This window comes from Lutibacter litoralis, assembly GCF_014646675.1.
Classification (GTDB): Bacteria; Bacteroidota; Bacteroidia; order Flavobacteriales; family Flavobacteriaceae; genus Lutibacter; species Lutibacter litoralis.
In genome coordinates, this window is record NZ_BMNS01000009.1 from 116,741 (window position 1) to 139,154 (window position 22,414).

The 22,414-nt window shown below is 30.9% G+C and carries 17 protein-coding genes; 12 read left to right on the top strand and 5 right to left on the bottom strand.

The genetic code is table 11. The annotated features are described in order from the left end of the window. Nucleotides 1-33: 33 nt before the first annotated feature. A complete protein-coding gene (locus tag IEW75_RS14105) occupies nt 34-1,080 on the top strand; it encodes a sugar kinase (RefSeq protein ID WP_134247063.1) in 1,047 nt (348 codons plus the stop codon). 107 nt (nt 1,081-1,187) lie between these two features. Next, the gene (locus IEW75_RS14110) at nt 1,188-1,856 is read left to right on the top strand and encodes a bifunctional 4-hydroxy-2-oxoglutarate aldolase/2-dehydro-3-deoxy-phosphogluconate aldolase (protein WP_134247062.1); all 669 of its coding nucleotides are present in this window, start codon (nt 1,188-1,190) and stop codon (nt 1,854-1,856) included. Nucleotides 1,857-1,953: 97 nt separating this feature from the next. On the opposite strand, the gene IEW75_RS14115 is transcribed toward IEW75_RS14110, so the two are convergent. Beyond that, entirely contained in the window at nt 1,954-5,295 is a 3,342-nt protein-coding gene (locus IEW75_RS14115) for a glycoside hydrolase family 2 TIM barrel-domain containing protein (protein WP_134247061.1), read from the bottom strand. Between the two features lie 492 nt (nt 5,296-5,787). Between IEW75_RS14115 and lacZ the strand changes: the two genes are divergently transcribed. Next, the gene (gene lacZ, locus IEW75_RS14120) at nt 5,788-8,844 is read left to right on the top strand and encodes a beta-galactosidase, LacZ type (RefSeq protein WP_188704077.1); all 3,057 of its coding nucleotides are present in this window, start codon (nt 5,788-5,790) and stop codon (nt 8,842-8,844) included. 213 nt (nt 8,845-9,057) lie between these two features. Beyond that, nucleotides 9,058-10,143: a DUF6920 family protein gene (locus IEW75_RS14125; RefSeq protein WP_134247059.1), complete on the top strand. Its 1,086-nt coding sequence runs from the start codon at nt 9,058-9,060 to the stop codon at nt 10,141-10,143. Between the two features lie 32 nt (nt 10,144-10,175). On the opposite strand, the gene IEW75_RS14130 is transcribed toward IEW75_RS14125, so the two are convergent. After that, nucleotides 10,176-10,559 (bottom strand): hypothetical protein, encoded by a 384-nt coding sequence (locus IEW75_RS14130; RefSeq protein WP_229714469.1) that lies wholly within the window; start codon nt 10,557-10,559, stop codon nt 10,176-10,178. Nucleotides 10,560-10,700: 141 nt separating this feature from the next. After that, nucleotides 10,701-11,150 (bottom strand): pyridoxamine 5'-phosphate oxidase family protein, encoded by a 450-nt coding sequence (locus IEW75_RS14135; RefSeq protein ID WP_134247057.1) that lies wholly within the window; start codon nt 11,148-11,150, stop codon nt 10,701-10,703. 125 nt (nt 11,151-11,275) lie between these two features. Between IEW75_RS14135 and IEW75_RS14140 the strand changes: the two genes are divergently transcribed. From IEW75_RS14140 to IEW75_RS14155, 4 genes are all read left to right on the top strand, one after another. Further along, complete coding sequence (locus tag IEW75_RS14140) at nt 11,276-12,001, top strand: LOG family protein (RefSeq protein ID WP_134247056.1); 726 nt, start codon at nt 11,276-11,278, stop codon at nt 11,999-12,001. A 213-nt stretch (nt 12,002-12,214) separates the two neighbouring features. Further along, a complete protein-coding gene (locus IEW75_RS14145) occupies nt 12,215-12,547 on the top strand; it encodes a YtxH domain-containing protein (protein WP_134247055.1) in 333 nt (110 codons plus the stop codon). A 3-nt stretch (nt 12,548-12,550) separates the two neighbouring features. Beyond that, nucleotides 12,551-12,901: a hypothetical protein gene (locus IEW75_RS14150; protein ID WP_134247054.1), complete on the top strand. Its 351-nt coding sequence runs from the start codon at nt 12,551-12,553 to the stop codon at nt 12,899-12,901. Further along, entirely contained in the window at nt 12,898-13,110 is a 213-nt protein-coding gene (locus tag IEW75_RS14155) for a DUF6327 family protein (protein ID WP_134247053.1), read from the top strand. Before IEW75_RS14150 ends, IEW75_RS14155 begins: the two co-directional genes overlap by 4 nt. Before the next feature lie 360 nt (nt 13,111-13,470). Here the strand turns inward: IEW75_RS14155 and IEW75_RS14160 are convergent, their stop codons facing one another. After that, nucleotides 13,471-13,689, bottom strand: coding sequence for a helix-turn-helix domain-containing protein (locus tag IEW75_RS14160; protein ID WP_134247052.1), 219 nt, complete (start codon nt 13,687-13,689; stop codon nt 13,471-13,473). Nucleotides 13,690-13,774: 85 nt separating this feature from the next. Between IEW75_RS14160 and IEW75_RS14165 the strand changes: the two genes are divergently transcribed. Next, a complete protein-coding gene (locus IEW75_RS14165) occupies nt 13,775-16,744 on the top strand; it encodes a DNA polymerase III subunit alpha (protein WP_134247051.1) in 2,970 nt (989 codons plus the stop codon). Continuing rightward, nucleotides 16,741-17,964 (top strand): DNA polymerase IV, encoded by a 1,224-nt coding sequence (gene dinB / locus IEW75_RS14170; RefSeq protein WP_134247050.1) that lies wholly within the window; start codon nt 16,741-16,743, stop codon nt 17,962-17,964. The genes IEW75_RS14165 and dinB overlap by 4 nt, the downstream gene beginning before the upstream one ends. A gap of 64 nt (nt 17,965-18,028) precedes the next feature. On the opposite strand, the gene IEW75_RS14175 is transcribed toward dinB, so the two are convergent. Next, the gene (locus IEW75_RS14175; protein WP_134247049.1) at nt 18,029-18,775 is read right to left on the bottom strand and encodes an arylesterase; all 747 of its coding nucleotides are present in this window, start codon (nt 18,773-18,775) and stop codon (nt 18,029-18,031) included. Between the two features lie 32 nt (nt 18,776-18,807). On the opposite strand from IEW75_RS14175, the gene IEW75_RS14180 reads away from it, so the two are divergent. Next, a complete protein-coding gene (locus tag IEW75_RS14180) occupies nt 18,808-19,497 on the top strand; it encodes an ABC transporter ATP-binding protein (RefSeq protein WP_134247048.1) in 690 nt (229 codons plus the stop codon). Between the two features lie 44 nt (nt 19,498-19,541). After that, on the top strand, nt 19,542-22,037 hold the full coding sequence (locus tag IEW75_RS14185; RefSeq protein WP_134247205.1) for an ABC transporter permease: 2,496 nt from the start codon (nt 19,542-19,544) through the stop codon (nt 22,035-22,037). Nucleotides 22,038-22,414: the final 377 nt, after the last annotated feature.

Consider the following 22,414-nt stretch of genomic DNA (forward strand, 5'->3'; position numbering starts at 1 on the left):
TAAACAAAAATTTAAACATAATAAAAGGAATAAATGAGTAAAGTAGTCACATTTGGAGAAATCATGTTACGATTGGCTCCACAAGGTTTTTTAAGATTTTCACAAGCAAACAATTTTGATGTTGTTTATGGTGGAGGAGAGTCGAATGTAGCAGTTTCTTTGTCTAATTATGGAGTTCCAGTAGATTTTGTAACACGTTTACCAAAAAATGATATTGGACAGTGTGCTATGATGGAACTAAGAAAAAGAGGTGTTGGAGTAGATAAAATCGTATATGGAGGGGATCGTCTAGGAATCTACTTTTTAGAAACAGGCGCAGTAAGTCGTGGGTCAAAAGTAGTTTATGATCGCGCACATTCCGCAATGTCAGAGATTCAATCAGGAATGATTGACTGGGATGAAGTATTTGCAGGAGCAGAGTGGTTTCATTGGACAGGTATTACACCTGCAATTTCTCAGAGTTCTGCAGACGTTTGTTTAGAAGCGGTAAAAGCAGCAAGCAAATTAGGATTAACCATATCTACAGATTTAAATTACAGAGCGAAACTATGGAATTTTTGTGATGCAGCTCATAGAGAAGCTATTATGACCGAGCTGACAAGCTATTGCGATGTAGTTTTAGGAAACGAAGAAGATGCAGAAATGCACTTTGGAATAAAACCAGCAGGGATTAGCGTTCAAACCCAAGGACACGATGTAAAAGCGGAAGCATTTTTATCTGTTTGTGAGCAAATGATGGAGAAATTCCCAAAAGCTAAAAAAGTAATCACTACTTTGAGAGGTTCAATTTCAGCATCACACAATACGTGGGCAGGAGTTTTATACGATGGTAAAAAAATGTACGAAACACGTCAATATCAAATTACAGATATTGTAGATAGAGTAGGTGGAGGCGATAGTTTTATGGGAGGTTTAATCTATGGATTGTTAACGTACCCAAATGATGATCAAAATGCATTAGATTTTGCAGTAGCCGCATCATGTTTAAAACACACCATAAAAGGAGATGCCAACTTGGTGACAGTAGAAGAAGTCAATAAATTAATGGGAGGAGACTCGTCAGGACGCGTAGCACGATAAAAAGAAATATTATAATTAAGTTTGGTTAAATCGGAAAGTTGAGTGGTATAAAATGCGACTCAACAATCCATTTAAAGAAAAAAGCTTCATTAAAAAAATAGATAAAAATGGCACAATTTACAAGAATAGAAGTTGCAACAGCAATGAAAGAAACCGGGATGATTCCTTTGTTTTTTAGCAATGATTTAGCATTAAGTAAAAAAGTATTAAAAGCTTGTTATGACGGTGGTGCTCGCTTAATGGAGTTTACAGCACGCGGAGATTTTGCACACGAAGTATTTGGTGAATTAACAAAATATGCGATTAAAGAACTTCCAGGAATGATCATCGGAGTTGGTTCTGTAACAGATGGAGCAGCAGCTTCATTATACATGGCTTTAGGAGCAAATTTTATAGTAACACCAGTATTAAGAGAGGATATCGCAATTGCTTGTAATAGACGTAAAGTTTTATGGTCACCAGGCTGTGGAACCTTAACAGAAATAGCAAGAGCAGAAGAATTAGGTTGCGAAATTGTAAAATTATTCCCTGGAGATATTTACGGACCACAATTTGTAAAAGGTATAAAAGGACCGCAACCTTGGACAAGTGTAATGCCAACAGGTGGTGTTTCTCCTACAGAAGAAAATTTAAAAAGTTGGTTTAATGCGGGGGTAACTTGTGTTGGAATGGGTTCGCAATTAATTTCAAAAGAAATTATTGCAAATAAAGACTATGCAAAATTAGAGCAAGATGTTAAAAATGCATTGACTTTAATTAAGGAAGTGAGAAAATAACTTTAGAATAATGGCTGCAATAAAAAATAGCTTGGGTTTTAACTCCAAGCTATTTTTTTATGCTATCTTTTACAAAATTAATTAAGAAATAATACTTTTAGAACTTAAACGTATGTTTACTTATATCAATAAAATTTACTGTTTTCTTATTATTAAAAGGAATTAAATAAAAACTGTAATTGTGTTTTGTTACTCCTTTAATTTGATATTCATTTTGAGGTCTAGCTCCCCAACTATTATCACCTGCAACACCTCTTTGTTCTAAATCAATATTTAATTGAATCAAATCTTGTTCTTTAATATCTATTGTGTGTTTAGAAGTGTTAATTTCAGGGATACCATCAATCCTGAATTCTGGCTCAATATCTTGAGTATTTCCGTAAACAAGTCCTTCCGTAGTGTCAAAATCTTCATTTAGCATATGCAGCGCACTCATACCAAAACCTTTAGACATTTCTTTAGAAACCACTAGCAAACCATTGTTATTAGCATCAGAAAAAGAAGCCCAACGTACATTTGTTTTGTAGCCGTTTTCTTGCGGACGAATGTATGGAACATACTGATCTTTTACCTTAGAACTATATACATCTAAAAAGGCAGATGCTTTTCTATCTTGATAGTTTTCCCAAGGACCACGGCCATAATATTCCATATTTTCATATTTTTTTGGTAATTGCATGCGCATACCTACACGTGGAATATCTCCTTTGTAAGTAGTTTCATTTAAAGTGTTTTCAATTAGCACAATACCATCTCCGCTAATAGAATATGAAGAATTAAAAGTAGTTTCAACACCTGGCAATTTAAAATCTACAGTAACTATAACACTATTATTAGCGCTTTTTGAAGTTTCAAATTTTGTTACTTTAGCAAATAATGAAGCTTTTTTCCATTCAATATTATTTGCTTGCATTCTATTCCCAAAATCGTTGTCTGTTGGAGCACGCCAAAAGTTTAGTTTTGGTCCATTCCCGTCTTTTATAAGTTGGTTGCCCATATACGTATAAGATGAAATAATTCCGTTTTCTGAATCAAAAATTATTTCAACAGTTGTATTAGAAATAGTTACATTTTTATCTGATTTTTTAACTGAAAGTACATTTTTTGAACTAATTTCTTTAGAATTCTCTTTAAATTTATTAGTTAACATAAGTTGTTCGTGTGCAACTTCAAATCCTGCTGGAAGTATTCCCCAAGCTTCTTTTGTAGTTGCTGAAACTTCAACAAAATATTCTGTATTGTCTTTATAATCTACATCGTCTAAACTAACTCTAATTAATTTCCCTGTATGTGTTTCAACCGGAATACTACCAACATTTATTGTTTTTAAAACGGTACCATCTGCTTTAATAATTGCAGTAATGTTAAACTGTTCTAAGTTTGTAAAGTCGTATAAATTTTCAACTAAAATTCTTAGTTCGTTGTGTCGATTAATACCTCTGTTTTTGAAGTTGATAAATTCATGTGCTTTTTTAACTTCATATAAGCCAGGTTGAGGAGTACGATCTGGAAAAATAATTCCGTTGTTTAAAAACGTATTATCTGAAGGCATATTCTTTCCGTAATCTCCTCCATAAGCGTAGTAACGTTCCCCTTTTTCATTTGTTTTCCAAATAGACTGATCTACCCAATCCCAAATAAAACCACCTTGTAAATTGTCGTATTGCTCAATAACATCCCAGTAATCTTGAAAGTTACCAGTACTATTTCCCATGGCGTGTGCATATTCACTAGGTATAAAAGGTCTATCGGTTTTAGACTTTCCAATGTACTCAAAAGTTGCAGGCGATGGATATTGCGGTACAATTATATCTGTATTGGTATCCATATCAAACAAACTACCATCGTAATCTTTATAAGGCCTTTCATATTGCACAGGACGTTTAATTTTGTCGGCTGCTTTTATAGCATCGTATCCTGCAAAAAAGTTGATTCCGTTTCCAGCTTCATTCCCCATAGACCAAATAATTACAGAAGGGTGGTTTTTATCACGTTCAACCATTCTAACCATTCTATCTACGTGCGCCAATTCCCAACTTTCTTTTTTAGCCAAAGAGTGTTTTCCATAATACATCCCATGTGATTCTATATTGGCTTCATCAACTACATAAATACCATAAATATCACATAATTCATAAAAACGACGTTGTTGTGGGTAATGACTTAAACGTACCGCATTTATGTTGTTTTCTTTCCAAAGTTTAATGTCTTTTATTATTTGTTCTTCAGGTACAACATGTCCAGTTTCAGGATTTGTTTCTTGAGTATTAACACCTTTTAGTGTAATGCGTTGGCCGTTAACTAAAAGCAATCCGTTTTTTATTTCAACAGTTCTAAATCCTATTTTGGTAGGAATTACCTCTAAAACGTTCCCTTTTTTATCTTTTACCTCTAAAACTAAGGTATATAAATTAGGATGTTCTGCGCTCCATTGTTTTACATTTGGAATTTCGGTTTTAAAGTTAACTTTACTATTTAAAGCTGTATTTAAAGTAATTTTATCCGTTTTTGAAGCAATTTTTTGTTGATTTTCATCTAGTAATTGGTAACTAATTTGAATGTTTTGTTTTTTTGAAAAATGGTTTTCTAATGAAATAGTTAAATCAAGTAAACCATGCTCGTTTGCTTTGTCTAATGTAGTGGCAGCTTCAAAATCGTTAATTCTTACTTTTGGTTGAGCGTAAATATAAACACTGCGTTCAATACCGCTAATTCTCCAAAAATCTTGACATTCTAGGTAACTACCATCTGTCCATCTAAAAATTTGAATTGCAATGGTGTTTTTTCCAGATTTTAGGGCTTTAGAAATATTAAATTCTGCAGGTAATTTACTTCCTTGAGAATATCCAATATACTGTCCATTTAACCAAACAAAACCACCAGATTTCATAGCGCCAATATGTAAAAAAACATCTTTTTTGCTCCAATTAGCATCAATAGTAAAATCTCTTCTGTAAGAACCAACAGGATTGTAATTATCTGGTACATTTCCTGGATCTGCAGGGTAAATACCATCAATTAGCTCCATATCATCTGCAATCATAGCTTTATGATCTGCAAATTCGTATTGGTGATTTACATAAATAGGAACTCCATAGCCTTCAACTTCCCAATTAGAAGGAACTTTTATGTTGTCCCAGTTTTCAATATTTTCATCAGGGTTCATAAATGTAGTTGGTCTGTCTTTTGGAGACTTTACCCAATTAAATTTCCAATTACCATCTAATAATTGATAATATGAATTGGATGTATTATTGTTTAAGGCATCTTTATAATTGGTATATGAAGTGAAAGATGCTCGTGCGTCTAATTTATTTTCGCTGATTACTGCTTCATTTTCAATATAATGTTTGTAATCTATAATAGGATCTTTTTGTTGCCCAAAAGAATTTATAGTTACTAATAGAACTATAATTAATGTAGTAATTTTTGTCTTCATTTTTAAGTTAATTGTTAGTTTTTTTAAGACTTTAAAATAATAAACGTTAAAAATACAATTAATAATTTAAATATAATAATTGTATTGTTAAATTTCGTTTAAATAGTATAAGATTTTGTTTTAGTGTTTTCTAGTGTATATATTGAAAGGTAGAAATGGATAAAGTAACAGAAAGATTAGAGTTATTAACTGTTGTAAAACCGTAACGCTAAAAAATAAATGTATTTATTACGCATAAAATCAAAAATATTTTAGAAATTTATGCAAATTTTCGGAAATAGTTTAAATCACCAATAAATACTCAATATATAAAAATAGAAACTAGTAGTATTGCTGCAAATAAAAAAACAGCTGCAATTGTTGAGATAGATTTTATAAAAGAATAATAGACCCAATAAACCTTATAAATCATTACTTAATAAATAGAAAATGAAGAAAACGTATTTAAAACTTAGCTTTTTTAGTTTGTGTTGTTTTTTAGTAACAAACATAATGCAATCGCAAACATTAGACCCTGTTATTGAAAACCCAAGTGTAGTTGAAATTAATAAATTACCTGCACGTGCATCATTTTTCCCATACAATAGTGTGCAATTAGCTTTAGAAAACGATATTTCTAAAGCATCTAACTACTTATTATTAAACGGTATTTGGAAATTCAATTGGGTAAGAGATTCCAAAGAGCGTCCGCAAGATTTCTATAAAAATAATTACGATACTTCTTCTTGGGAAACTATTAAAGTACCTTCTAATTGGGAAGTTGAAGGCTATGGAATTCCAATTTATGTAAATGCAAGTTATCCATTTCAAAAAGGAAGTTTAGCACCACCAGATATTCCAGATGGTTACAATCCAGTTGGATCTTATAAGCGTAATTTTACGGTTCCAGCAGATTGGAACGGACAAGAAATTTTTATTCATTTAGGTGCTGTAAAATCGGCATTTTATATTTGGGTAAATGGTAAAAAAGTAGGATACAGTCAGGGTTCTAAATTGCCAGCAGAGTTTAATTTAACCAATTTTGTAAAGCCTGGAGAGAATACTATTGCACTAGAAGTTTACAGATGGAGCGATGGAAGTTACCTAGAATGTCAAGATTTCTGGAGAATTTCTGGTATTGAAAGAGATGTATATTTATATGCAAGACCAAAAGTGTATGTTAACGATTATTTTGCAAAAGCAGGACTTAAAGATAACTATAAAACAGGTGATTTTAATTTAGATATTGAGGTTTCTAATGTTTTAAGTAAAGTTCAAAAAGGAAGTGTAACTATTGAAATTAAAAATGAAGCTACAACTATTTTTACAGCAAATAAAACATTTCAAATTCCTTCAAATTTATCAAATACTATAAACTTTGAAACAACTGTTCCTAATGTTGAAAAATGGACAGCCGAAACTCCAAATTTATATCAATTAACTATTCAGCTAAAAGATAAAAAAGGGGGTGTTAAAGAAGTGATTTCTAGAAAAATAGGTTTTAGAACGTCTGAAGTGAAAAATGGTAGATTTCTATTAAATGGTGAAACTATTTTGTTTAAAGGAGTTAATAGACATGAGCACAGTCCAATTAATGGACATATAGTTTCAAAAGAAGAAATGTTAAAAGATATTGAAATTTTCAAACAAAATAATATCAACGCAGTTAGAACTTCTCATTATCCAAATGATCCTTATTGGTATGAATTATGTGATAAATACGGTATATATGTTATAGATGAAGCAAATATTGAATCGCACGGAATGGGCTACAATTTAACCAGAACGTTGGCAAATAATCCGGATTGGTTAAAAGCACATTTAGAACGTACAGAGCGTATGATTCAAAGAGATAAAAACCATCCATCAATTATAATTTGGTCTTTAGGAAATGAAGCTGGAAACGGTTATAATTTTTATGAAGCTTATTTATTGGCTAAGAAAATGGACAAAACTAGGCCAACACAATACGAACGTGCAGGTTTAGAATGGAACTCAGATTTATATGTTCCAATGTATGCGTCACCAGAATATATAGAAAATTATGCAAATAATCCAGATTGGAATAAATCATTAATACAGTGTGAATATGCACATGCTATGGGAAATAGTATGGGTGGTTTTAAAGAATATTGGGATTTATTTGAAAAGTACGAAAAATTACAAGGTGGTTTTATTTGGGATTTTGTAGATCAAGGAATAAAAACTATTAAAAATGGAAAAGAAATTTTTGCTTATGGTGGTGATTTTGGCCCAGAAGGAACACCAAGTGATAATAATTTCTTAAATAACGGGTTGGTACAACCAGACAGAAAGTTAAATCCACATATGTACGAAGTAAAACATATTCAACAAAATATTAAGTTTTACGAGGATAATTTATCTGAAAAGAAAATAGCTATTAAAAACTGGTATTTCTTCAGAGATTTAGATAATTATAATTTTTCTTGGGAAGTTTTGAAAGATGGAAACATTATTGAAAATGGAACTTTAGATGTGCCAACTATTGGAGCACAAGAAACAAAAGTTGTTCCAGTGCCTTTTAAAACAGTTATGGAACCTACTTCCGAATATTTTTTAAATGTAAAAGCTGTTTTAAAAACGGACGAGCCATTTTTACCAAAAGGTTACGAATTAGCGTATGAGCAATTTAAATTATCTGGTTCATTTAAATTTGAAATACCTAAAGCCAATACTAGTGTAACCGTAAAAAAACTGGACAAAACAATTAAAGTAATGGGGACTAATTTTGAAGTTAATTTTGATAAAACTACAGGTTATATTACTAATTTCAACTATAATGGTAATCAAATACTAGAAAAAGGACCTCAAATTAATTTTTGGAGAGCACCAGTTGATAATGATTATGGAGCAGGAGCTCAAAATAAATTCAAAATGTGGAAAAATATTGGAGCGCAAGAAATAAGTGCTTTTGATATTGTAAACAACTCAAAATATGAAGTGCAGTTAACATTTACTAGAATTATTTTAAATGGAGATGCAACACTTATTCAAACATATTTAATAGACGGAAATGGAAGCATTAAAATAACCAATAGCTTAAATGCCATAAAAGGAGAATATAGCAACATTTTTAAATTTGGAAATGAATTAGAGATGTCTGGTGAGTTTAAAAACGTTTCTTGGTATGGAAAAGGTCCTTTTGAAGCGTATGCAGATAGACAACATGCAGCTAAAATGGGAACATTTTCTAGCTTAGTCTCAGAACAATATTTTCCATATATAAGACCACAAGACAATGGTAATAGATTAGATGTTCGTTGGGCCACTTTAACTAATAATAGAGGTAATGGAATTAAAATAACTGGAGAAAAACCATTGTATTTTTCTGCTCTAAACTTTACTAGAGACGATTTTGACTCTGGAGATAGAAAATCTCAACACCATGCAGGTGAATTAATACCAAGAGAAAACGTATTTGTAAATGTTGATGGTTTTCAACAAGGTTTAGGAAGTATTAATAGCTGGGGAACACCACCTTTAGAACAATATAGATTGCCTTATCAATCGTATAATTATTCTTATTGGATAGTGCCAATTAAAAAATAAGATATAAAAAATAATAGTGTTTGTTTAAAATCCACCTCAAAATATGAAGTGGATTTTTTGTGATTGCCTTATTTTTTTATTGACTATAATTTTGATTTTTTTTATAGAATGATCTAAATCATTTTAGATAGGAACTAAAATAACTATTTTTATACAATCAAAAAAATATGAATAGCTTATAAAATTTATAATGCGTTAATTGAGTATTAAATAATGAAATTTGTTTTTGTTTTTATATTATTATTGCATGCAGGCATCCATTTCATAGGTTTTGTAAAAGCATTTCAATTAGCAGAAATACACCAATTAACTCAAAGTATTTCAAAACCTTTAGGAATACTTTGGTTGGTTGCTACACTAATGTTTTTATTTTCAGTAGTATTATTTCTAGTTAAAAAAGATTGGTGGCTTGTAATTACTTTAATTTCCGTAATTATTTCTCAATTTCTAATTATTGTTTATTGGAAAGATACCAAAGTTGGAACAATTGCAAATATTTTAATTTTGTTCGTAGGTTTGTCTGCTTATGGTAATTTTAAGTTTAATACTATAGTTCAAAAAGAATCGGAGCAAATACTGCAAAATATTCCATTTGAAAACCTCTCTAAAGTTTCTGAAAATGATATAGCACAGCTACCAGAAATCGTTCAGAAATGGATGAAAATATCTGGTGTTATAGGAAAAGAGCAAGTAGTTGCTGTTTGCATTAAACAAATTGGGAACATGCGAACCAAACCAGGCGGTAAATGGCTATCTTTTGAAGCATCACAGTCTTTTAATTTACAAAAACCTGCTTTTGTATGGGTAACCAAGGTTGATGCAATGCCATTAATTAAAATGGTTGGAAGAGATAAATTATACAAAGGAGAAGGTGAAATGCTTATAAAATTAGCTTCATTAATTCCAGTTGTAAACGAAGGTAAAAATAGCAAAATAAACCAAGGAGCTATGATTCGATTTTTAGCTGAAACTTGCTGGTTTCCATCTGCAGCTCTAAATAGTTATATTAGTTGGGAAGCAATCGATAGTAATTCAGCTAGAGCAACATTAACAATTGAAGGTAAAAGTGTTTCTGGCGTATTTTCATTTTCAGATCAAGGGAATATTGTTTCTTTTGAAGCGAACCGCTATTATGGAGGTGAAAACGATTCTAAACTAGAAAAATGGTTAGTAAAAAATAATAGTTACAAAACTTTTAATGGTATTATAATTCCGAATAAAAGTAGCGTAACCTGGAAATTAAAAAATGGTGATTTTAAATGGCTGGAATTAGAGATTATTGACGTGAGATATAATTAAACAACATTTACCATAATTAAATATAGGTTAGATTAATTTCTTCTTCTAATTGTATTTGAAGACCTTTTACTGGAATTATTTCTAACATTTTTGTTGTGATAATCTCTAATATTTTCACTTCTATAATTCTTAACGCGAACATACCTACTGCGATTTAAATTTATATGTCTGTATTGAGGCGGCAATACATTAACACGCACCCAAACACCGTTATTTAGATATAAATAATTGTTCATTGTTAAGTCAAAGTAGATAGAATACTCTGGAAAATATACATAACGTACCATTTCTAAACGGTTTGGGTAGAACCAAGGTGGTGGAGCATTATTTGGTCTTGATGAAAATACAACAGGACCACAACTTGTTGCAACTAAGGTAGCTATAAGTAACAATATAAAAAACTTATTATTTTTCATAATATTTCATTTTTTTTTCAAATTAAATAGATGGATTAGTTATTGTAAATGATTCGCATTATTTTAATAAATAAAATTTTATTACAACCAAATATTCAATTTAATCTGTATTTTTTCTTAACTATTTATTTTAGTTAAAACTTAAGTTTTCTCAAAACGCCCTGTTTTTTCTGTTAGTTTAACTCTATATACAACCCCCTTCATTGCTTCTATGCATTTTTGATGTGTATCGGACATAGGGTTGCTAATTGTTGTTTCACCAGTCATTAAAGGCATTACAACATCCATTAATTTCAGCATACCTTCTTCGCGTTTTTCAGGTGTTTTTAATTCTTCAAACTTACCCCAAGCAATAACGCTTCGCCAATTACTCATATTTTCTATAGCATCTACTTCAAAACATACTTCAGGATTTTTTCGCATCATTTCAATTTTTAAACCTTCTTTTGTATGTCCATAAATATAGGTGCCATCATAAGCATAAGTAATAGGAACTACATATGTTTTGTTATGCGCATGGCAACCCAACCTTCCAATTATTAGACTGTAAAGAAGGTGTTCAATTTGATTTTTGTTTAAGTAGCCCAACATATTTTTTGTGTAAATTAATTATTGCTATTAACAAAGTAAGCTTATTAAAATTGTTATTGAAATGATCTTCATCAGTTTACAATTCTCAGATTCATAATATCTTTGAAAAACAATTAAATTTTAGAATGAAAAATCATCGCGAAGCAGAATTTCTTGGTGGTAAAAGAAGCCGTTTTAAGGAGTTTAAAAGCTTACTTTCTATAGTTTTTGAGTTTGTTCATGGATTTAGAAAATTACATTTTGTAAATCCGTGTATTACTGTTTTTGGTTCTGCCAGGTTTGGGGAGGATAATTTGTATTACCAGCAAGCTAGAAAATTTGCTCAACTAATGTCAAAAAAGGGTTTTACAATTATAACTGGTGGTGGTTCTGGTATTATGGAAGCTGCAAATAGAGGCGCTAAAGATGTTGCAGGTAAATCTATTGGTTGCAATATAGAATTACCAAAGGAACAGCAGCCCAATCCGTATCTCGACTTTAATATAACCTTAAATCATTTTTACGTTAGAAAAGTATTGTTATTAAAATACTCTTATGCTTTTGTAGTATTTCCAGGAGGTTTTGGAACCATGGATGAACTTTTTGAAACACTAACACTATTACAAACCGACAAAATAGCTGATTTCCCAGTTGTTTTAATTGGAAAGGATTATTGGTTTAATTTATTAGAGCAAATTGATAATATGCAAAAACTTGGAACAATTTCTGAAAAAGATTTACAGCTTTTTTTAGTTACAGACTCTGTTAGTGAAGGAGTAAATTACATTTATAAAGAATTAGAATTTAAATATGGAGCACCTATAAAAATTAAAACTTCCAAAATTAGATGGTGGCTCGGAGAAAAGGCATAATAATCTTTTAGGTTCTTTAAAAGAAAGATAACTAACCAATATAATGTAATTTCAAAATAAGTAAAATGACGAGGGTCATCTTTTGTTTTAATTATGATCCTATTTTTATTGTTAAACAAGAACAATTTAATTTATAAGAATGACCTAGGTCATTTTGAAAAGGAGTTACTCTTTTTAAATTTACAAATAGTAAATAATTAAAAAAATATAATCATGGAACAAAATAATGGAAATATGTTTTTCTCATTCTTAATTGGATCAGCTATCGGTGCGGGATTCGGTATTCTATTTGCGCCAAATAAAGGAAGTGAAACAAGAGAAAAAATAAAGCAAACAGTTGCAGATACATCGCACGATATTTCGGATCGTGTAAAACATGCGAAAGAAGAAATTACAAAAACCGCACAAGAAAAAAAGGAAGCATTTGATAAAAAATTAGACGATGCCATTTCAAGTTTAAGTTATAAAGCAGAAGACATTATTAATGCTTTAGAAAGTAAGTTAGAAGATATTAAAAAGAAAAACGCACAATTGCATAAAAAGTAATGTATGGCTTTTGATAAATTTAAAGATACACTTATAGAAGCCGATACAGACATTCGCTCTTATTTAAAAAATAGCGAAGCGTATTTGCAGTTAAAAGTATTTAAAGTATTAATGAGGTTAGTAACCGCATCTGTTCAGGTATTATTAGTTGGATCTATGTTGTTATTAGCCTTGTTTGTATTGGCATTAGGAGTATCTTATGCCATTGGACAAATATTGGGCAATATTTGGTATGGTTTTGCAATTGTAGGCGTATTTTTTATCTTTTTAGCATTGTTGTGCTACCTACTTCGCAAACGCATAAATAAACCGATAATTAAGTTTTTTTCTACACATTATTTTGATAAATTATGACACCAAAAACATACAATTCTTTTGAAGAAATAGACATGCATCTTAAAATATTGAAGTTAAAAAGAACTATAGATATAGAGCATCTATCTTATAATTATAATAGAGTAAGACGCTATCTTTATCCTACAAATATTTTAATGGAGATTGGTAATTTACTGAAAGAAAAGCTTGTATATTTAATTTATGAAAGGTATGGTTGGATTTTTTGAAGCAAGAGTCTTAGCCAAAACTGAAGTTTCTTCTAATTTTTTTATAGATTATTAGAGTAATACTAATACAATTTTACATCCATTTTAGGATTTTAAACATAATAAATTCACTATTTTTAATAGATTAAATTCTAACAATTTATAATTATAAAAGCTACTGTCTAAAATCGCTATCAACCTTAATTTTCAAAGTTTATTAAAAGGGCTTTTATTCTCTTTAGTTATTACAGGTGTCTTAAGATATTCAAAAAGCACTACAAAACTCAATAGGTTCGTAGTTGTTTAGAGCGTCTATTGAAGCGTTAAAACGCTCCATTAGTTCTTCTTTTTGTTTCAATATTTTAGTTTGATAACATATATTTATACTTCTAAGTTATCTAATCTTTTTTTAAGTAAAATATCTATAGAAATATTTACATAATTAGATAAATCAATTATAAAATTTATTGGAGGCATTGCTCTATTTTCTTCATAAGAGCTTATTCGTGAGCGAGATACTTTTAAATCATCTGCAAACTGCTCTTGGCTTAAGCCTTTTTGAACACGTATATATCTAATATTTTTTCCTAAAAAAGTCATAATGCTAAAAATGTGAGCAACATGCGCTCATAGAATAGGCTAATTTAGCAAAAAAGTAACTATCATAAAAAAATATTTATAAACAATGTACTTAAATACACATACGTATTATAGTTTACGATATGGTACTCTAAAGCCAGAAGAATTGCTGCAAATTGCTTCTCAGCAAGGTGTTAAGTCAATGGCTTTAACAGATATTAATAGTACATCTGCTAATTTAGATTTTGTGCGTTTAGCACCTAAATACTCAATAAAACCAGTACTTGGTGTGGATTTTAGAAATGGTGTGCAGCAAAAATTCATCTTATTGGCAAGTTGCAATAAGTCGTTGCTATTAATTAATAATTATCTATCAGAATTTTTACATTCAGAAAAAAAAGTAATTCCAGATACCGCAAAACACCTTATCAATACTTATGTAATTTATCCTTTTCAAAGTAAAGTTTTTAATTTAAAACCGCATGAGTTTATTGGCGTAAAACCATCCGATGTAAATCGGCTAAAGTTTTCAAAATGGCAGTTACAATTAAATAAATTAGTGATTTTACAACCGGTTTCATTTCAAAATAAAAAAGCATTTAATGCACATAGGTTGTTAAGAGCAATTGATAATAATACGTTGTTAAGCAAACTCCTAAAAACTGAACAAGGTGAAGAAACTGATAGTATGTTACCTGTTGAAACTTTAAAAAGCTTGTACAGTGAGTATCCCCAAATTATTGAGAACACACGAAGGTTATTGGATAGTTGTAACATAACTTTTGATTTTTCTAACAATGCACCAAAAAATAAAAAAACGTATAGTAATAATGCAACACTGGATTTTAAATTATTAAAAAAAATAGCTTATGAAGGTTTAAATTATAGGTATAAAAAAATTGGAGAGCGTATCTTTTCCAGATTAGAAAAAGAACTTGAAATTATAAAACAAAAACAGTTTGTATCTTATTTTTTAATCAACTGGAGAATCTTAAAATATGCTAGAAGTAAGCAGTATTATTATGTTGGTAGAGGTAGTGGAGCAAACAGTATAGTAGCATATTTATTGCGTATTACAGATGTTGATCCTATTGAATTAGACTTGTATTTTGAGCGTTTTATAAACCTTTATAGAACCAATCCACCCGATTTTGACTTAGATTTTTCTTGGAGAGATAGGGATGATATCATGAACTTTGTTTTTAAAAATTTTAAAAACACATCGTTAATTGCGGTTTATAACACGTTTAAGTATAAAGCATCTGTTAGAGAAATTGGAAAAGTTTTTGGGTTGCCAAAAGAAGAAATTGACAAACTATCTTCAGGATATTTTGAAGTAAAAAACTTAGATAATTTATCGCGCTTGGTGTTGGTTTACAGTAAAATGATAAAAGGTTTTCCAAACTATTTAGGCATTCATCCTGGAGGAATTTTAATTTCAGAAAAACCCATTCATTATTACACAGCAACCTATTTACCTCCAAAAGGGTTTTCTACAGCAATGTTTGATATGGTGGTTGCAGAAGATATTGGTTTGTATAAATTCGATATTTTAAGTCAGCGTGGTTTAGGAAAAATACGCGAAACGGTTGACATTGTTAAATACAATCATCCAACACATTCAACTATTGATATACACGATATTAAACGTTTTAAAAAAGATGAAAAAATTAAGTATTTATTAAAAAATGCCAAGGCTATTGGTTGTTTTTATGTAGAATCTCCTGCAATGCGGATGTTGTTAAAAAAGTTACAAGTAGATAATTATTTAGGCTTGGTTGCTGCAAGTTCTGTAATACGACCAGGAGTGGCTAAATCGGGTATGATGCGCGAATATATTTTACGCTATAGAAACCCTGAACGCAGAAAAGAGGCGCATCCAATTTTACTAAAAATTATGCCAGAAACCTATGGCGTTATGGTATATCAAGAAGACGTGATAAAAGTGGCGCACTATTTTGGAGGTTTAAGTTTAGGTGAAGCCGATATGTTACGAAGAGGAATGAGTGGGAAATTTAGATCTCGAGATGAATTTATGAAGGTTAGAAATCAGTTTTTTGAGAACTGTAAAAACAAAGGCCATAGTTTAGAATTGACTTCAGAAATATGGCGACAAATAGAGAGTTTTGCTGGCTATGCTTTTGCCAAAGGACATTCAGCGTCTTATGCAGTTGAAAGCTATCAAAGTTTGTTTTTAAAAGCGTATTATCCATTGGAATATTTAGTTGCAACCTTAAATAATTTTGGAGGTTTTTACAGACCCGAATATTATATACACGATGCAAGAATGAATGGAGGTATTGTGCATCCTCCAACAATAAATAAATCTCAGTATCAGAACCATATAGAAGGAAATAATATTTATTTAGGGTTTATTATGTTAGAGAGTTTTGAAGTTAAGAATGCTTCAAAAATTGTAAAAGAAAGACAACAAAATGGCTTGTTTTTGGACTTAGATAATTTTATAGATCGCGTTCCCATTTCATTACAACAACTTTCAATACTTATAAAAGTAAATGCGTTTCAGTTTACTGGGCGAAACAAGCGCGAATTGTTATGGGAAGCCTATATGAAAGTAAATAAAGTAGTTTTAGAGGAAACCGTAGCAACACTTTTTAAATCTGAAAAAATCACCTATAAAACACCCGAACTAAGTTGTTCTAATTTTGAAGATGCTTTTGATGAAATTCAATATTTAGGATTTCCGTTGTGTAGTCCGTTTAAATTATTAAGAGTACCAATTCATCAAAAAGTTATGGCAAAAGACTTATTAAATTATATAGGTAAAATGGTTACTGTTTATGGCTATTATGTAACAGCAAAAAGAACAGGAACTTCAAAAGGCGATTTAATGTATTTTGGAACTTTTGTAGATAGTAACGGCGATCATATTGATACGGTTCATTTTCCGCTGGCAGCAAAAAAATACCCATTTAAAGGAAGAGGTGTTTATAAATTAACAGGAAAAGTAAGTGCAGAATTTGACTGTGTAAATATTGAAATAGAAAAAATGGAGAAACTAGCCATTATTGAAGATCCTAGATATGCAGAAGCAACTAAAAAAATAACGGTATGAACTCAACATTAGAACGCTCCATTGTACATATGGATTTAGATACTTTTTTTGTATCGTGTGAACGATTAATAGACAGTCGGTTAAATAATAAACCCGTTTTAATTGGCGGTACATCAGATAGAGGTGTAGTTGCAAGTTGTAGTTATGAGGCGCGTAAATACGGCGTACATTCTGCAATGCCAATGCGTATGGCAAAACAACTATGTCCAGAGGCAATTGTATTACGGGGCAATTCGGGTATTTACACCAAATATTCTAAATTAGTAACCGATGTAATAAACGACAGCGTTCCTTTATATGAAAAATCATCTATAGATGAGTTTTATATTGATTTAACAGGAATGGATAAATTTTTTGGTTGTCATCAATTAGCTTCAGAATTACGACATAAAATTATCACGGAAACAGGGTTGCCTATTTCATTTGGTTTATCGGCAAATAAAACAGTTTCAAAAATTGCAACTGGTGAAGCGAAACCTAATAATGAGTTAAAAATTAATACAGGAACTGAAAAGTTTTTTTTAGCACCCTTATCTGTTCGTAAAATACCAATGGTAGGTGAAAAAACTTATAATACATTATGCGATTTAGGTATAAAACGCATACAAACAGTGCAGGAAATGCCCGTAAATATGATGGCGCGAGTTTTTGGAAAATCAGGAACTACTATTTGGAAAAAAGCAAACGGGATTGACAATACGCCAGTTATAAAATACCACGAACGCAAATCTATTTCTACAGAACGCACTTTTGATAAAGATACCACCGATGTAACCAAGTTAAAAAGTATTATAGTTGCAATGACAGAAAATTTAATTTTTCAATTACGAAGAGGAGATAAGTTAACCGCCTGTGTTACTTTTAAAATACGTTATTCCGATTTTCAAACTTATACAAAGCAACAAAGAATTCCATATAGTTCATCAGACCATGCAATACTTCCAATTGTTATAGAGTTGTATAAAAGTTTGTACCAACGGAGATTATTAGTGCGTTTAATTGGTGTTAAATTTAGCCACTTAGTTAGTGGAGGTCATCAAATTAATTTATTTGAAGACAATGATAAAATTTTAAATTTATACCAAGCAATGGATAAAATGAGAGAACGTTATGGAGATAGAGCAGTTATTAGAGCTTCTGGGATGGGTGTAAAAAGTATCAGTCGTTGGAATCCTTTTAACGGAGAGCCACCACCTTTATTAGCAAATAGAAGGCGTTAACATTAATGGAGGGAATTTAATAGTTTAAGTTGATAGTTATTGAAATAAGTCTTCTATTTTTAAATTATTCTTTTATTACATTCTTTAAAACATCCCATACATTGTTTGCCAATATTTTATGACCTTCAACTGTTGGATGAATCCCATCTGCTTGATTTAACGCTGGAACTCCTCCAACATCTTTCAATAAAAATGGAATTAAATAGAGGTCGTTTTTCTCAGCCAGTTCAGGAAAAATAGTTTTAAATTTAGAAGTATAATCTTGTCCCATATTTGGAGGTAACTGCATTCCTGCCAAAATAATTTTAGTCGTTGTATTTTTTGTTCGTACAGCATCAATAATTGCTTGTAAATTTCCACGGGTTTCTGATAGAGGAACACCACGCAAACCATCATTGGCACCTAATTCTAAAACAAAAACATCAATTTTTTGATTCAGTACCCAGTCTATTCTACTTTTTCCTCCTGCAGTAGTCTCCCCACTAACACCAGAATTAATAACCGTATAATTTAGGGAAAGTGAGTCTATTTTAGATTGAATTAGCGCAGGGAAAGCGTCATTTGTATCTTCTAATCCGTAACCTGCCGTTAAACTATCACCAAAAATTAAAATAGTTTTTGTGGTGCTATTTTCTGTAATGGTTTCTTTAGTTTCTATTGGAGCGGTTTCTTTTATTTTTTCCTTTTTAGAAGTGTCTGACCCACAAGAAAGTAGTAAGGTAAAAACTAAAAAATAACAAAACTTTAAGAAAAAGAGGATGCTACTAATACTTAAATTAAAAATCAAATGTTTATTTTTCCGTTTTCGCATTTTTTTGTTAGCATATAAATTAAATGAATACTATGACAAAGATATTAAAGATTCACGAATTAGAGAAAACATATATAAGCGGTTCAAAAAAACTAACAGTATTAAGTAATATTTCCTTTGAAGTTGATGCAGGAAGTATATTTTCTATTGTTGGTCCTTCAGGAAGCGGAAAAACTACGTTGCTTGGATTGTGCGCAGGTTTAGACCACCCAAGTTCAGGAAATATAGAATTATGTGGTAGTAATTTGCAAGAATTGAATGAAGATGAGCGTGCACAATTGCGTAATAAAGAAGTCGGTTTTATTTTTCAGAATTTTCAATTATTACCAACACTAACAGCATTGGAAAATGTAATTGTACCCTTAGAGTTGCAAGGTGATAAAAATGCTGCTAAAATTGGTGTGGAATTATTAGAAAAAGTAGGATTGGCAGATCGTTTACATCATTATCCGACGCAATTATCTGGTGGAGAACAACAACGTGTTGCATTAGCGCGGGCATTTTCTAACAAACCATCAATTTTATTTGCTGACGAACCTACTGGGAATTTAGATGAAGAAACTGGCGAAAAGGTAATTCAATTACTTTTTCAATTAAATAAAGAAGCCGGAACTACGTTGGTTATTATTACCCACGATTTAGACTTGGCGAATAGAACACAACAAATATTGCGATTAAAAGGAGGGAAAATAATGTCGAATGAAAAAACAACTGCGGTTTAATGCGTAATTTATCCTCAAAAACTGCTGTACAGTGGCTATTTAAAATGGCTTGGCGCGATGGAAAAGCAAGTATATCTAGATTAATGCTTTTTATGGCAGCTATTATTTTGGGTATTGCAGCTGTTGTTTCCATTCAGTTATTTAGTGAGAATTTAAAACAAAACATTAAAAGTCAGTCCAAAGCTTTAATGGGTGCGGATTTTATTATTGACAGCAGACAGCTTCCATCTAAAAAAGTACAAGAGATTATAGATTCGCTGAATGTAGCAGCTTCAGAAGTTAATTTTGTTTCAATGGCGGCGTTTCCAAAAAATGAAGGTACTAAACTTGTAAAAGTACGTGCCATAGAAGGTAATTTTCCATTTTATGGAACATTAGATACTGAGCCAGTTAATGCTGCAAAACAATATCAAGAATTGGGTGGAGCATTGGTAGATGCTACATTAATGTTGCAATATAATTTAAAACCTGGAGATTCTATTAAATTAGGTAAGATAACTTTCCCTATAATAGGAGCATTAAAATCAATTCCTGGAAGCACGGCTTTTTCCTCTTCAGTTGCACCTACAGTATTAATTCCATTTCGTTTTATAGAAGCAACGGAATTACTACAATTAGGAAGTAGAAAAGAATACCAATACTTTTTTGTAGCACCGCCAACACTAGATTTGGAATTATTAGATAAAAAAATAGATCCTATTTTAGATGATGAAAATGCGGATTTAGATACGCATACTAGTACGAGTGAACGCTTAGGTAGAAGGTACGATAACGTAAGTAAATTTTTAAATTTGGCAGCATTTATTGCACTTCTTTTGGGGTGTGTTGGAATTGCAAGTTCTGTTCATATCTATATTAAAGAAAAATTAAAAAATGTAGCAGTTTTAAAATGTTTAGGAGCTTCAAGAAAGCAAACTTTTTTAATTTACCTAATTCAAATTGTTGGAATTGGATTGATTGGTGGAATAATAGGAGCTGCTATTGGTACAGGTTTGCAATATGCTTTTCCATATATTCTAAAAGGTTTTTTACCATTTGATATAGAAATATCTATTACAGCACAACCATTAATAATGGGAGTAACGTTGGGAGTTTTAATGTCTGTATTATTTGCATTGTTACCATTATTAGGCACTTGGTATGTTTCTCCTTTGGAAGTATTGCGGGGAACAGATGAAAATTTAGTAAAACCAAGAAAAGCACGATTGTTAACGTTGGCTGCAATTTTATTATTTGTGTTTTTGTTTTCGTTTTGGCTGTTAAAAAATGCATTGTTCGGACTATTATTTACAGTTGGTATTTTAGTTACTTTCTCTATTATGGCAGGAATTTCAAGCCTTTTTATGAAATTAATTAAAAAGTATTTTCCAACTAATTGGGGGTTTACGGAACGTCAAAGTTTACTTAATTTATTTCGTCCAAATAACCAGACAATGGTACTTATTTTAGCTATTGGTTTAGGAACTTTTTTAATTAGTACCTTGTATTTTACGAAAGACATACTTTTGGCAAAAACAGCTATAGAAAATAATTCTAAAAATGCCAATATTATTTTAATGGATGTACAAACCAATCAAAAAGAAGCAGTTGTAAATACGGTGCTTCCAAAGGGATTGGAGGTAATAGATAATATTCCTATTGTTACTATGCGAATGCATAAAATTAAAGAACGATTGGTAAACGATATTCGTAAAGATACTGCTTCAACTATGAATCGATGGATTTTAAACCACGAATTTAGAGTTACATATCGCGACTCATTGCTAGCTTCAGAAGAACTAATAGAAGGAACTTGGACTGGTAGCACACCTAAAGGCGCACCTATTTTAGTTTCTATTTCAGATAATATTGCCAGAGATGCAGATTTAGCAATAGGAGATAAGGTAGTCTTTAATATACAAGGTGTTTTAATGGAGACTTCCATTGGAAGTATTCGGAAAGTAGATTGGGGACGTATGCAACTTAATTTTTCGGTGGTTTTTCCTAGAGGTGTTTTAGAAAATGCGCCACAGTTTAATGTATTAACTACAAATGTGCCAAATGAAGCGGTTTCTGCCGATTTACAACGCGATTTAGTGCAAAAATTTCCAAATATTTCAGTATTAGATTTACGACAGATTTACACCATTATTGAAGATATTTTAGATAAAATATCGTGGATTATTAATTTTATGGCGTTCTTTAGCATACTTACAGGAATTATTGTTCTAATTGGTTCTGTTAGAAACAGTAAATACCAACGAATTAAGGAAAGTGTATTGTTAAGAACGTTGGGTGCAAAAAGCAAACAAATATTGCGTATTACAGCACTAGAATATATTTATTTAGGAATGTTAGGAAGTTTGGTTGGTATTTTATTATCGCTTTTAAGTAGCCAATTATTAGCAACATTATTATTTAAAGAACCTTTTGTTCCATCTTTAATTCCTTTTTTAGTTTTTCTACCAGGAATTACAGTATTGGTTTTATTAGCTGGGTTAATAAATATTAGAAGTGTTTTAAAAAGTCCACCGTTAGAAGTTTTAAGGAGGGAAGTATAACAATAAAATAGGAAAAACAACTTAAAACAGTTAACATCAATTTTTTATTTAAACTTTAGACTTTTGAGAAAGCGTCTAAGGTTTATTTTTTATGCAATTTAATTTCTTGCATTTATTCTGGTGGTGAAGGGGAGAAATAAGGTAACCATTTGAAGCCTTAACATAAAAAAATAAATTCTAAGACATCCTTGTTTTATGTTTCTAGAATATATGATTTGGCAATCTGTCAAAAAAGTATACCGGATCAATTGGATTCCTTACGACAAAATATAGAATTAGAAGATTCTGAAAATGCAAAATAGAGAGAATAAAGTCTTACAAGAAACTGTAGGGCTTTATTTGTTTGTTTGTTTGTTTGTTTGTTTGTTTGTTTGTTT